At 54.5% G+C, this 14144-nt stretch carries 11 protein-coding genes; 2 read left to right on the forward strand and 9 right to left on the reverse strand.

The window, feature by feature from the left end:
• Window positions 1–7: 7 nt before the first annotated feature.
• From FRD01_RS07565 to FRD01_RS07595, 7 genes are all read right to left on the reverse strand, one after another.
• Window positions 8–2572, reverse strand: coding sequence for a bifunctional aspartate kinase/diaminopimelate decarboxylase (locus tag FRD01_RS07565; RefSeq protein WP_146958785.1), 2565 nt, complete (start codon window positions 2570–2572; stop codon window positions 8–10).
• Between the two features lie 135 nt (window positions 2573–2707).
• On the reverse strand, window positions 2708–3967 hold the full coding sequence (locus FRD01_RS07570) for a DUF1501 domain-containing protein (protein WP_146958786.1): 1260 nt from the start codon (window positions 3965–3967) through the stop codon (window positions 2708–2710).
• A 29-nt stretch (window positions 3968–3996) separates the two neighbouring features.
• Window positions 3997–6270 (reverse strand): DUF1588 domain-containing protein, encoded by a 2274-nt coding sequence (locus FRD01_RS07575; RefSeq protein ID WP_146958787.1) that lies wholly within the window; start codon window positions 6268–6270, stop codon window positions 3997–3999.
• 370 nt (window positions 6271–6640) lie between these two features.
• Window positions 6641–6898: a hypothetical protein gene (locus FRD01_RS07580; protein WP_146958788.1), complete on the reverse strand. Its 258-nt coding sequence runs from the start codon at window positions 6896–6898 to the stop codon at window positions 6641–6643.
• An 8-nt stretch (window positions 6899–6906) separates the two neighbouring features.
• Complete coding sequence (locus FRD01_RS07585) at window positions 6907–7452, reverse strand: DUF4870 domain-containing protein (RefSeq protein ID WP_146958789.1); 546 nt, start codon at window positions 7450–7452, stop codon at window positions 6907–6909.
• A 17-nt stretch (window positions 7453–7469) separates the two neighbouring features.
• The gene (locus FRD01_RS07590) at window positions 7470–8138 is read right to left on the reverse strand and encodes an endonuclease III domain-containing protein (protein ID WP_146958790.1); all 669 of its coding nucleotides are present in this window, start codon (window positions 8136–8138) and stop codon (window positions 7470–7472) included.
• 70 nt (window positions 8139–8208) lie between these two features.
• A complete protein-coding gene (locus FRD01_RS07595) occupies window positions 8209–9396 on the reverse strand; it encodes a helix-turn-helix transcriptional regulator (RefSeq protein WP_146958791.1) in 1188 nt (395 codons plus the stop codon).
• A gap of 170 nt (window positions 9397–9566) precedes the next feature.
• Here FRD01_RS07595 and FRD01_RS07600 point away from each other — a divergent pair, with 170 nt between their 5' ends.
• Window positions 9567–10424 (forward strand): hypothetical protein, encoded by an 858-nt coding sequence (locus FRD01_RS07600; RefSeq protein ID WP_146958792.1) that lies wholly within the window; start codon window positions 9567–9569, stop codon window positions 10422–10424.
• Between the two features lie 70 nt (window positions 10425–10494).
• On the forward strand, window positions 10495–12084 hold the full coding sequence (locus FRD01_RS07605) for a L,D-transpeptidase family protein (RefSeq protein WP_146958793.1): 1590 nt from the start codon (window positions 10495–10497) through the stop codon (window positions 12082–12084).
• A gap of 67 nt (window positions 12085–12151) precedes the next feature.
• Here the strand turns inward: FRD01_RS07605 and secG are convergent, their stop codons facing one another.
• Window positions 12152–12604: a preprotein translocase subunit SecG gene (gene secG, locus FRD01_RS07610; protein WP_146958794.1), complete on the reverse strand. Its 453-nt coding sequence runs from the start codon at window positions 12602–12604 to the stop codon at window positions 12152–12154.
• A gap of 97 nt (window positions 12605–12701) precedes the next feature.
• Window positions 12702–14057, reverse strand: coding sequence for a hypothetical protein (locus FRD01_RS07615; RefSeq protein ID WP_146958795.1), 1356 nt, complete (start codon window positions 14055–14057; stop codon window positions 12702–12704).
• Window positions 14058–14144 lie beyond the last annotated feature (87 nt).

Here is a 14144-nt window from a genome sequence, read left to right on the forward strand (position 1 = left end):
ACCTCAGTTATCTAAGGATGCGTTCGATTGCCGGTTTCCGAAGGTTATATTGCGAACCCATGACATAGCCATACGCTCCAGCACTTGCAATGAGGAACACGTCCCCTTCCTCGGACACTGGCAATCTTCGTTTATGACCTAATACGTCGCCAGTCTCGCATATTGGGCCCACGACGTCGGCCACAATTTTCGGGGATCCATCCACTTTGCTCAGGTTGACGATGGGGTGATACGCACCGTAGAGCGCTGGACGAATCAATGAATTCATCCCGATATCGAGGCCCACAAAGAAACGTCCACCCTCCTTCTCTTTGATCTGAGTGACACGCCCCAAAAGCACTCCTGATTCCGCAACGAGGTACCGACCAGGCTCCATCCACAATTCGAACTCCGGCCGAGCCTGCCTAAACGCGGCAATCGTCTCTTTAACCTCCGAGAGGTCGAGTCGTTTGTCCCCAAGCTTTTCAGGCACACCAAGGCCACCGCCGAGGTTTAAGATGCGCACGCTTCCAAGACGATCAGCCACCCCAGCCAAGAACATCGCGGTCTCTGACCACGTGGCGGCGTAGGTAATCCCGCTTCCCACATGAGAGTGAAGCCCGATCACGTTGATATCATGCCTTTTCACGAGGTCAGCCAGTTCCTCGACCTGTTCAGGCGGAATCCCAAACTTCGACTGAGCCCCAGCCGTCTTAACCTTCTTATGATGGCCGCGACCATGCCCCGGATCCATACGCACAAGGATGTCCCTGCCTGCGAACACTTCAGGCCAATGCCGCAATGGATGAAGGTTATCGAGCGTCAGATACGTCGCAGACTCAAATCCGGAGATGTACTCTTCTTTAGGTGCAAAATTAGGTGTGAAAAGACGCTCACTCGCACCCATCGCCTTCGCGTGTTCGAGCTCTCCGGGCGAGACACACTCCAAACCAAAACCAAAGTCCAAGATAGTCTTCAATACTTCGGGATTCGGGTTGGCTTTAATCGCATAGAAGACTCGGTCCAGCCCAAGCCCCTGCAGCTCCTCAGCTCGCCGCTGAATCGTCGAGACGTCGTAGACATATGCGGGGCCATCTTTGGCCAACTCAAGCAATTCTGAGCGCTTTGAGAACCACCAGACGTCGTCGTCCAAGCGGTCTGAATCTCCGTCCGGGTGGAAGAGAGCATTCCAGGTAGGCCCGAGGAGCGCGTCAGAGACTCGGTCGTGGAAGAGAAGTTCGTGGAGCCGCTGCACAAGCTTATTTGCGTGCTCTTCGTCCACCACAAAGGTCAGGTTCAAGTCGCTAGCTGCTTGAGACACCAAATAAATCCGCTGTTCACCAAAGGCTTCGAGGGCCGGACCAAGCTGATGCAAAATCGCTCGGATATTGTGCCCAACAAGGCTCACCGCCGCACATGGTCCGATCATCCTGGCCGTGCAGAACTCTCTAAGGTCGCTCAGTAGCGCCTCAGAAGTAGCAGGATCGAGCACATTCGCCGCGGGATCGAGCGACACCGTCACGTTCGACTCCGAGGTAGTCACAAGGTCGATCGAGAGCCCATGACGCTTAAAACAATCAAAGGTATCTGCAAGGAATCCAACCTGCTGCCACATGCCCAGGGTGTCCATAGACACGAGCATGACACCGCCCTTCGATGAGATCGCTTTGACCTGCGCACCAAAATCTGGCGAATCTCCTGAGATCACGGTGCCTTCTACGTCCGGCAACTCCGTACACTTGATATGGAGTGGGATTCCCGCCTCTCGCACCGGGGCGAGGCAACGCGGATGAAGGACCTTGGCTCCCATCGAGGCAAGCTCTTGCGCCTCCTCGTAGTGCAACTGCTTAAGGAGCCTCGCGGACGCCACCTCCCGCGGATTCGCGGTGTACATCCCTGGCACGTCCGTCCAAATCTCTAGGCGGGTGGCACCAAGCTTATGAGCGAAATATGCGCCAGACGTGTCACTGCCTCCACGCCCCAAAAGAACGGTCTCGCCGGGTTTATGAGCGTGGGTGGCGATGAACCCCTGAGTCACCACGGCCACACGCGGTTTGAGCGCTGCCGCGAGCTCCTCATCGGCCGAATAATCGCAAAGGGCCGAAAGATAGTGCTTGGCGTCCGGCTCATTCGGAAGAGCTACGGCCTTGAGATGTTGACGCGCGTCCATCCACTCAGACTCGACGCCAATCGACTCAAGGAATGCTGCACCGAGGCGCGTGGACATCAACTCACCCATCCCCAAAGCACGAGCCCGAAGGCGCGGCGAGACCTCGTTGGTCAACGATGCGCCGAGAGCGAGTCGACCGAGCTCCGTGAGTTCGTTTGAAACCAACTCAAAAGGAACCCCAAGCTCAGCAGCGATTTCTTTGTGGCGCCCCTCAATGGTCGCCAAGGTTTCATGATGGGTGCCGCTCGGCGCCTCGACCAAAAGCCGCTCCAAGAGGTTTGTAACGCCGCTCAGCGCCGAACACACGACGAACGGCGTTTCATTCGCCTCAATTCGCGAGCGAACGATCGAAGCGATCGTCTCCCAACGAGCTCGACTCGACACACTGGTTCCACCAAACTTCAGGACCACATAATTCTTCATCGACTGCTCTCCTCGCTCGCAAATGCGCGAAAAATAGGCCGGTTCCTATAGCGCAGAACTTGGATAAAAAAAACACCTCCCAAATCGAATCGAAATGAGAGGTGTCAGGCTCGCGCAGCAAATTGTAAACGGGTCCTAACTCCCAAAGAGCGGCAGGTATTCCTTCACATCGAGTGGGAATTGCGCGTGCAGCGGGGAGTTCTCGATCTTCGCAAGTTTGCGAAGGGCCCAGTGAACGTGCCCGGGCTCGATCCGAATGCCAGCGTCATCCACACGAAGCGAGGACGGATCCACCGTGCGCAGACGGTGTTCGTGCGTTGTCTCGCCGATCAACGTGTTGCCCGGAATGCCATTCCCCATGAGGATCATGGAGGTGACCGACCAGTGGTCTTTACCGTTGTTGGAGTTGTAGCGAGGTGTTCGCCCAAAGTCCGATCCGATGATCACGACCACTTTGTCCGCTACGCCCTGACGCTCCGCCTCTTCCCACAAGTAATCCACTCCTGCCCAGATATTATTCAGGCGAGGAAGGTGGCTCTGGTCGTGGTTACCGTGGGTGTCAAAGCCCCCGGTCGAAAGCGTTGCGGAAACACAAGCACCAGCTTTGTAGGCCGCAATGGCAAGCTGCGCCTGGCGCTCGAGACCGCCGTTTGGCCGCTCATCAGGGAGCGTATCCAAAAGTCGGCTGAGCACATTATCAGACCCACGCGCCATGTGGAGCGTGCTCATGGTCTGCTGCTCTTTCGGCAACTTCGCCTGTTGCTTCATCGCCAAAAGCCGCGATTGCTGCGCCTCTTGAATTCGCGCCATCGTCTCTTCGGTGTGGAAGAGCCGATCGTTTTGAATAGTGTTCGGTCGTGCAATTCGCTCAAACGCCGCAAGGTTGCCCACGCGGGTTCGAGCCGTGGTTCCAGACGTTGCGTCGTAGAAACCGTTGGTGATGAAGCCCATAGGCATTCCGGCACCGTACTCTGCCGCAACCAGTGCGCCAAACGCCGGGAATCCGTCGTTGAGCTTACCGCTTGCAACCACGCGTCGACCCGAGTCGTGTCCGTTGGTCTTGGTATCAATGCCGTTGATCACCATCATCTTTTGATAATGACGCTCAACAAACGCCGGGTACTCACCCACCGGTGCGAACGGCAGATTACCCACAGTTCCGATATCCGCGTTGGCATAGGTCCGGTTCATCGGGTTGTCTTCGTCCTCAGACATGAACCCTTTCGGGTCACAAAAGAACGTCGGGTCCCAACCACCGTTGGCGCCAACAAAGACAAAGAGCGGTCCGTCATAGGGGCGCGCGCCTTCCTGTGCGGTCGCGTCACGCGACGGTAGCGGCGATGCGAGCACCAGGCCTGTTGCGCCTGCCAATTTCATGAAATCTCTGCGATCCATATTCTTTCTCCGTATCTCGTGCTCGTTAATTACTCGTAAACAAACCGGTAGTCGGCCAAGAGATAAGTCACCACAGCCATCCATGCTCGGATGATGTACTGCTCATCGGTGCGAATCTGCTCTTCCTCTGGAAGCTCAACGCCATCCAGAGTCATCGTAGCGCGACACTCAAGGTTTGAACTAATTCCGTCGGTAGCAAGCTTCAACTGCCCCTCTTGCATGGTCTGCAGGAAGAGGTTGTAAGTTCGAGTTACTTCGCTATCCGACGCGTCAAGACGCTCTCCCAGAATATGGTGGTGCATATGAGCGATGTTCTTGCGAATCAAAAGCTCGTTGTCCAAATCGGGGAAGCCCTGATCGTTGAACGGTGACGTTGTGCGATCCACGAACGGGAAGAGCCTTCTGCGCTGCTCTGGCGCCGTGAAGTCACTGGCCGTCACGCGGCATGCCATCTCATTGGCCATACGCATCTGAATATTGGCCATGATGCCGTTTGGCGACGTAATTCGCTGAGTCACGTCGTTCGAATCGATTCCACCATAGAGGAGTCGATACTCGTTCGAATCGAGCAGGTAGCTATCACCGTCTCTATCAACCCAAGACGTTCCGAGAACCGCCTCGATTTTTCGGTCGAGAAGCTCAGGCGTCAGCATACGCATAGAGCCGAGCTCCACCATCTCTTCTGCCAAAGTCTCATCGTTGAGGTCCTTCGCACGGAAGTACTGAGACTTAACCAATTCTTTGAAGACCACCCGTAGGTCGTACTCGCTGTCCATGAACTTCTGAGCAATCGACTCAAACACAGCGGTCTGAACCTCAAACTCTTTGACGCGCGCCAGGTACTTCTCGTCCGAGGAATCGGTCGGGAAGACAAGAGGCTCGTAGCCAGTCAAGCCTCGGTACATGTGGTGAACCATCGAGAGCGCGAAGCGTGGGTCGTTTGCCACCTGATTCGCGAGCCAGCGCGCAGCTGTCTGCAAGTCGGTCTCGTAGTTGAGTTTCCGATCTTCGAAGCCCGGCGAGATCATGTCTGTGAACCAACCGTCTTCCATCGGAGCGTAGTTACCTTGCTCGTCCCAGTTCTGAAGTGCGCCTGCGAGAGGGTCGATGACTTTATGACAGACGTTGCAGTTGGCGTTGTTCATGGTTGGGTTGAAGTCCACGATATTCGTCGGGTCCAACGGACGATCTGCCAGACGGTTCACGTCGGTCGCGAGGAAGAACCAATAAACCATACGCGCACGGTGGCGGTTGCGGTTCGTCGGTGTGGTTGGGAATCGGTTGAGCCACATTGGCGATGTGAGCACACCTGCGTGGGGAACGCCCGGAATCTGACCCGCACGCCATTCGTTTGGATCCATCGGATTCTCAAACTCAAGCTCCACGCCGTACGAACGCGCCGTGTATGGGTTCATAACCATATAGTCGGCTGTCAGAATTTCAGTGAATGGGCGGTCGTTACGCACGAGGTAAGTCGCGAGCTTGAGGTTTTCTCGAGCCATCGAGTCGTTCGTGTACAACCGAGCATTCGCCAGGAATTCCTGGTTCTCGCCGTCGAGCGCACCCGGATTATCCTCGTCCTCAACAAACCAACGTGCGTTTGGATAGTAGTCTCCGTCGAGGAGGTCCAAAGCGTTGGTTCGTCCGAGGTAGCGGTCAGTGAGGAACATATCGTTGAAGATTTCTTCCATGCGTGCATAGAAGGCTTCTTCGTGAAGGATCTTCTCAAGCTCTTGGTCGAGCGCTTCTTCACCGCCAGTCGCGATGTTGAAGTCCTCGAGAGCGGTTGGAAGGCGCCCCGCCAGATTGATCGAAGCCTTGCGGAAGGTCTCGTTCGGATCCATCAAAGTGACAGCTTCGAAATGCTCACCCGTGCCAGCATCTCCACATGTAACAGGGTTATCAAAGCGCTCCATCATTTTGACGAGGGCTTGATACTGCTCGCTGTCCACGTCGAAGACTTTCCCGCCGTCGTGCGCAACTTGCATGGTCGGCTTCAAAAGAAGCACGGACTGGCCTTCACGCTCGTAAGCGGCTACGTCCTTCAACGTCGCCAGATTGGCATCGATGAAGCCGGTCTGTGCCTCAGACTTAAGCACGAGTTTCGTCGCGCCTGCCTGACCACCAGTCGTGTGACATGAAACACATTGCTGCGCCATGAACTTCGACCAAACTTCCTGCTGAAAATAACGCTTGTCGTCTACGCACTCGTCGCCGGTGGCTTCAGGTTCTGAATCACAACCTGTCACCGCTAACGCCGCTAGCGCGAAAGACAACCACAATGGTGCCTTACCTGGTCTCATGCTTGCTCCTTCACTTGCTCGTGTTTTGCTGCTCGCTTCCCAAAAAATTACTTTCTTCTACGACGCCCGTCAAACTCATGTTCATTCGCCGACCCGCATGAACACTTGACTTGCGACCTACAACCACCCACAGATTACCACCTTGTCCGACACCACCCTTCATTGGATCCTGTGGGTTTCCACCCGCGATCGTTGAGTCTGCGTCACACCTTTCGATGACTAATTGTGACATAATTACCACACTCTGCTATCAACCAAGGTCTCAAGTGCCTAAAAACTAGGGCAAACCGTATTCTTGGTTGGTTGGCTAAGAGTGTATATTGCACGGTGCGTGCCAAGGTGGGGTCTGGAGTTCTCAGAGGTGGGGACTTTAGTCACCTTTGACTACACGGACCATGATCTCCACATGATCGCCTGGGCTGAATTTGGGCTGGGGCAGTTGGAACTCAAGCGCCCCACTTTCGTTAACCACCGCAGAAAGTCTCTCCCATTCGGCGTTGGTTGAGTCGCGCGCTGGCCCATCTAAAACGCGCAGCCACTCATCGGGGCCGCTCGGACCTTCTTCGTCGAGGTCCATATCTTCAAACCGAATCGTCTGTCTCAAGTCGTAGTCGTCATCTTCATTCATAGACACCCCTACTTCACGTCGATCTTGAATATTGATTCTCCCAGCGTCCCAAGACCCCACGGTCCTGCCTCCTTGCCGCCCGCAGCATTTACCATTCCAACGATGGCAAAAACCCACGGTAAGAAGAGCAATGGGAACCCGAGCCCGCAGGTCACAAAGGTCACTGCCAGAGCGAACATCATGAAGATAAAGTTCGCGGCCGCCGCCTTGGCGTGGTGCAACGAAAACGCGTTGTCTCGCGTAATCAAGGGAATGATGAAGAGAGGTAGTCCGAAGAGAATCCCGAGATGAGATAAGAGGGCCAGCGTACGTCCACTCTCGACGTCATACTCGAATCGATTAGCTGGCTCGCGCTGAGGATTGCCCCAATCATTCGTCGGTTGCAGCGAACTATTCGGCGGAGGTTCTTGTGCGACCCCGTACGTGAACTCATTCTGATGAAGGGGTTTAGGGTCTTGATAGAATTCTTCTTCATTGAGCCCACCCTTTTCGCCGGCGGAATCTTCCACCACCCAACCGTCTTCTCCACCTTTCCAATCCGACCCCTGACTCATTGCACTCTCCTAAAAAATCATCGTTTCTTCTTATCGTTGGTTTTCGCCTCAAGTGCACGCGTTTTCGGACTCGAAGCCCAAGAACAAATCGGACATTGGTCGAAATCGTGGCTTCGAGACGGGCAATACTCTCGACCGAAGAAAATGATCTGCAAGTGACGCCGATTCCACGTGTCTTTCGGAAAGACCTTCTTGAGGTCTTTCTCGGTCTGGTCCACGTTCTTGCCGCTCGAGAGTCCCCAACGGCGGGCCAGCCGGTGGATATGGGTATCCACCGGAAACGCGGGCACGCCAAACCACTGGGCCATCACTACAGATGCCGTTTTGTGCCCCACACCGGGAAGCGTCTCCAGTTCTTCAAGCGTCTCGGGAATCTCACCGGCAAAATCATCGACCAGTATCCCAACGAGCTTCTTGATATTTCTAGCCTTTGTTGGGGCCAAGCCGCAGGTCTTGATCGCCGCCAAGATGTCTTCTTCGCTCACATTATTGAGTTCAGCCGGCGTCCTGCCCAACTCCCACAGGCCCGGCGTAACGAGGTTCACCCGAGCGTCTGTGGTCTGAGCCGAGAGTAGAACTGCGATCAAAAGGGTAAAACCATCGGTATGATCAAGGGGCACCGGAGGCTCGGGATATAGCTCCTCGAGCATTTCAGAAACACGATCGGCTACCTCTTGTTTTTTCATGGTCGTCTCCAAGTCCTCAGATAACGCGCGCAGGATGGCGAATACCGCCGAGAAAAACAAGTTCGACCTTTCAGAGTGCGGCTGGGCTCGAGAGTACCAACTGAACCAATTCAGACTGACGATTTACCCCGGTCTTGGAAAACACACGCTTTAGATGAGTTCTGACGGTCGCGGCCGAACACCTTCGTAGCGAAGCTACCTGTTCGATGGAGAGGCCCTGAGCGAGCTTTGAGGCCACAAAAGCCTCGGTATGTGTGAGCCCAAAGAGCGCGGCGACCATATCCTCTTCGAGTTCCACTGCCTGTTCGGGGTCGTAAATCAAGAGCATGACGCGAGCACTCGTTTGCGCCGCTCGCATGGAGAATTTCGGGCGCAACGGGGCTGCCATCACGTGAATCGCCTGCCGACCTTGCCGTGCTATCGTAAGGACTGGCGTAGGGCCCACCCCGAGTTCGAAATCTCCATTCGCCTCTTGAACCGCATGATGAATCATGGCCTCGAGCGCGTTGGTGTCTCCTGGGCGCTCTGCCCTAAGGGTCTGCCTCGAACTTACAAGCCCGCCATTCTCAAGGAGTCGACGCGCTTTGCGGTTCAGGCAAAGAATTTTTCGCTCTTCAGTTAGGATGATGGCCGCTGTGCGGAGCCCTTCCATGGCGATTGAAAGATCGCCAACTTGCCGCTCCAATTCGTTGAATTTTGCCTGCAGAGAGAGGGCACGCCCAAGATGCGGAAGAATCCCTTCGAGTCGTTGTACCTCTTCAGGGCGATATCCACCCATTACTCTCTCTCGCATCAGCGCAAACCCAGCGACAAGCCCTTCACCCACAGGCATGACCGTGGTCATCGAGTATCGCATCTCGTACTGTCGAAATAACTCGTTATACACGAGCGAGTTTTCATACTCGCCGTTTTGAAAGACCTCGACATCGTTGATGATTTTGCCGATGTTCTGCAGCGATACCGGCCATCTAACGTCCAAATGTGAGATTTCGCGGTACGCGTCTGCTCCATCTGGGTCGGCACCCACGATCGTATCCACCAAGTAGAGTTCCTGATCTGGCGGTCGCAAGAACACGTTGCTCACCACCGAATCAAAGGATTTCGTAATCGTTAAAAGCGCTTCATCCCACCCGTTCTCAGACCCAACACTATCATAGATGGACCCAAGGATAGCGCTGAGGTTGTCCCTTTCGCTCATGCTCTCCCTCTCAAGGTTGTTTGCTTCGGATAGCATACCAAACACGAGGCGTATGGTCATTAAACAATTCCCAACCTAGAGAGCACTTTGCGAGTATTTCTACCCAAAATGAGGTACGACCATTTCACTTCGAGCACTTATGGTGATAATATGCTTAGTAGCTAAGAGTCCGAGATTCACCAGGTAGGGACACCTTGGATCCGGGCATAGACCATAACACGGGAGTCCATATGGTTTTTTGCGAGGGGACTGATCACATCATCCATACCATTTACGAATTCGCGAACGGCGAGCAATCGCTAGATTCGGTAGTTCTACAAATCTCTCAAGCCATCTCAACCCAAGTCGAGATCTTTGTGGCCAATCCCGCACGGGACCACCTCGCCCACGGGGCGGAGTGGGAACGTGTGGCGCTTGAAAAGTGTTGGTTTTCGGATGCTATCAAGCCGAAAGCTACCGCAACCTGCGAGAACGCGCTTCTGATGTTTCGGCCTCAGGATCGTATCGAGGCGCCACACGCAACACTCAGCATTGTTGCGGCGGAACGAGATGATATCGAGGGTGGCTTTCGCTTCAAATCAGGGACATCTGAGTTTGACTACCGATTGCTTATGACCGTGATCCCTCACCTTCTTCGTGCGGTCCGAATCTTCCACAAACGCAACAACTTGCAGTCGGATGCTGCACTTCTAGCGGGAGCGCTCGAAGTGATTCCGGCGCCCGTCATCTTGGTCTCGAAAGGACTCAGAGTCCTCGGCATGAATACCCAAGCTCAGGTGTTCCTGAACAAGTCCGGTGAGCTCCGCGTAAGACGAGGGCGGCTTAGGGTGCAAAGATCGACTGAACTCCTCGCCTTGGAGTCGGCCGTCAACTCGGCGATCGAAGATGGGTTGGTGCCAGCGCAAGTTGAGGGGTTGGCTGAAGATTCAAGCTACTCAGTCTCAATCTCTCAGGGTGCGAGAGATATTGAAGTGTTGGCCATGCCTATTCGCCAAGCCTCAACAACCGAATTCGGCGCACTTTTGGTACTGAACGCACAGCCTCCAACAACCCTCTTTCAGTTCGCGAGGCAGCCTCTTTCCAGGTGAGTTTCACCAAAAACTGGCCATAGCCTAATCCATAAGTATCGTATGAGTCTGACACCACGGATGGTGAGAGATGAAGCACAGATACTACCTATTTGCGGCCGGCCTTTTAGCTGGCGCTTTCACACAGAGTTGCGGGGATTCCACGCCACCGGCCGAGCCCCCCCAATCCACGGCGGCGCCAAAGATTGTGGAGTCTCCTAAAGTTGTGGAACCCGCTTTAGACGCGTTGGTTAAATCAAAGCTAGCCAATCAAAGATGGGAGTTTCAAGGTCTCCTGGCGGATGCCTATCAGGCCCGTGGCTACAGCCCCGTCTGGCACCATAACTCGGAGCTTAGCGTTCAAGGCCAATCGTTGCTCGCGGCACTCCTGGACGCTGCACCGGTTCACGGACTCATGCTAGACCTCAAGCTCGAGAAGATCCGGGAGCTTCGCGCGCAGCAATCGCGCCAGGCACAGGCGGAAGTCGACATTTTGCTTTCCGAAGGGGCGCTGAGATTCGCTCAGGCGATGAAGTACTCGAACCCAGTCTGGGAGGCATCTCTCGAAGCCGATTTCCTGGCGGTTGCAAAGAGTCCCGCGGGAATCCACCAGTTTTTGGCAGACCTTCCGCCCCATTTTGAAGACTACGAGCGACTCACCCACTCCTTGCGCCGGTATCAGAACTTCGTCGACCAGGGTGGTTGGTCAGAACTTGCCGCAGAAATTCAGGGTCTTAAGGCAACTGGCCCGCTGGTTCCAGCCCTCAAGGAACGCCTCAGAGCCGAAGGGTTCTGGGACGATGAGTCGTCCGAAGCATTTGGCCCAAAGTTGCGTGCAGCGATCATTGAGTATCAACAAACTCATCAGTTGGTCGAAGCTGGCTGGATCACGGATGAAACCTTCAGAAGTCTGAATATCAGTGCTGAGACCCGAAGGGATCAGATCAGGCTCAGTCTAGAGCGGTGGCGAGAGAGCCCGATTGGTCCCAATGATACGTATATCTTTGTGAATATACCGGACTTCCACGCTGAGGTTTGGATTGATGGAGATAAGCAATCGAGATTCAAGGTGGTCACCGGCTCGACTCGAACTCAGTGGGACGCTGAGCGTGAGGAACACGTCATGGTATCAGCCACACCTCGAATATCGAGCACCCTAGAACATGTGGTTTTCAACCCATTCTGGAATGTACCCAACTCGATTCGAACCCGGGAGATCGAGCCCAAGATGGCCGAAAATCCAGAGTACGCAGATGAGATGGGATTCGAGATCGCGCTCGATGGTACGCGAGAGTACTTGCGACAGCGTCCGGGGCCCCTTAATGCGCTCGGGCAGGTCAAATTCATGTTCGCCAACGACCATGACGTCTACCTTCACGACACGCCCGACAAAGAATTCTTCAACTACCCTATTCGAGCCTTTTCCCACGGCTGTGTGCGCGTTGACCAGCCGATGGAACTTGCCAGGCTCCTCGTGGAAGAGCGCAGTCCATGGCCGGTCTCCAAGATTGACGAGTGGATGGCGAAGCCCGAAGAGACCTGGGTACGCCTGACTAAACCAGTCCCCATTCATATCGACTACATCGTAGTTCGCGCCGACGAAGCTGGCCGTACCCACTTCTTTGCGGACATCTACAAGCTGGACAAGGAACGTCTTTCTTCTCCGCTTGGGACGGATTGAGTAGAAAGACAAAGTTCAGGCTACCCCAAGTGTTTTGACGTTGAACCAACGCGGAAAGAATCTGCGTTTACTCGGCAGGGGCAGCTTCCTCAGCAGGAGCAGCTTCCTCAGCAGGAGCAGCTTCCTCGGCAGGAGCAGCCTCAGCAGGAGCCGGGGCAGCTTCCTCAGCTGGGGCTGGGGCTGGAGTTGGAGTTGGAGCAGGCGCCGAGCCAGACTCCAGAATTTCGTCTTCATTGGTGGACGTCACACCACTGGTCTCCGAGAGATCCATCGTGGAGCTTGGCTTACTTGAGAGGTAAGCGAGGGTGAGACTGGTCACCATGAAGATGACGGATACCGAAACAGTTGATTTCGCTAGGAACGTAGTTGTTCCGCCACCACCCAGAATCTGTGTTGCAGCCGAAGATGCTCCACCAAAACCGGCGCCCATACCGCCTCCCTTGCCCGATTGGAGAAGAATCGAGCCAATGAGTAGGAGTGAAGCAGTAACGTGAATGACCAATAGTAGTACTGTAAGCATAAAACCGAACCGGGGTTATCGCGTCAGGGCGAAAGCTAGCCTCTATAACCACAATTGCAAGTAATCGCAACGCCCAAAGTGACCCTGCAGATTTCGGCTACTTGATCTGACCGAAAATCACGTACTCGATTTCGTTGTAGTTGCCGTCAGCATCGCGGTAGGACTCATAGCTTGAAAATCCGCGGATGAAATCGCGTGTGACGTGGAAGTTTAGCTTCAATGTCTCGATTTGGTCGCGATTGTATGCACGTTGGTTTTCGCGGTAGATGTCTGGATAGAGCACATTGCTCGCTCCGATTACAGTCGTACCACTCCAACCCGAGCTGCAAAGTGACGATTGAGAAATCTGGGCTCTGACCTGACTCCGGAACTCGGAGCAAGTGCTTTCGCTTGATGTGACCGAACCTTCACATTTTTGAGTTCCGGTAAGCGGCGAATCCATCGCCACGACAATCTCACCATTCTTGACTTCCAACCCAATATTGCCGGTCTTGTCGGTGTTGCTGTTGTAGATGGCGTCGCGGAAACTATGACACTCAGGGTGAGTGTTTCCGCCGGAGAAGTACACGATCTGATAAGCGATTTGATCAAATCTCAAGGCGCTCAGATAGTCCCACTCACCACATCCAGTCAGTTCATTGCAGGGTCGCAGACGCTGGAAGAACTCGAACTCACCTAGAGTTGTGGTTGACGCGCCTGGGGCAAAAAGCGCGATGGCTTCTTCCTGGGTGATCTTTGCCACGTTGTTTAGAGACGAATCGAAAGGGTCGTAGCTCGTAGGAAGAGCGTTGTTCTGGCCGTATTCAAGGAGTTTCTCAAACGCACTCGCCCCTACGTATGGAGCCTCATCGAGTTTGGCGAGCGAGGAGATTGGATTCTTGGCTCGAGCGTTGATGATTCCTTGAGCAGCGCGTGCATCCAGCGCGACATCGAAATCGAGTTCCTCAAAGCTCAACGAGTTTGCAACACTCAGGATGATCTGGGCTTCTTCCGAGCCCTCTTCAAAGCCATGGATAAGATAGACGTGCTCGTATCCGATGTACCCGTAATCTTGAGCGTAGGTCAGAAGCTTTGAGAATGCCCGCGAGCCAACCCATGGAATCTCGTCGAGCTCGGCGAGTGTGGTGATTCGGTGATCGTCTGCGGTCAAGAGTACGCCATCAGCCCCAACACGGGCGTTAGCAATGCTGGCCGCAGCCCGACTGTCCAAGGCTACGTCGTCATCGAGTGCGTCCAAGGTCAAGGTATTGACCACTGCGAGCACGCCCTTGGCTTCTGCGCTTCCTTCTGCAGGCCCAAGTCCGTCAGCTTTGCCATCCACCGAGAGAAATGCGTCGTTTTCGGCATCAGCCGCTTCGTTGATGGACTCCTCCGCTCCGGCACAGCCGAATACAAAGGCGCTCAATGCGATCCATGTGAAGTTTTTGAGAGCGTTCTTTTGGTTGAGTTTCATGTTTGACCTCGTTGGTTAATCGTTGTGAACAAGGGCAAACTAAGGGTTTGCAAGCTCAACATCACCTAAAGGAGACTGAATGCTCCT

Origin of the sequence: Microvenator marinus, assembly GCF_007993755.1 — a bacterium.
GTDB lineage: Bacteria > Myxococcota_A > Bradymonadia > Bradymonadales > Bradymonadaceae > Allomicrovenator > Allomicrovenator marinus.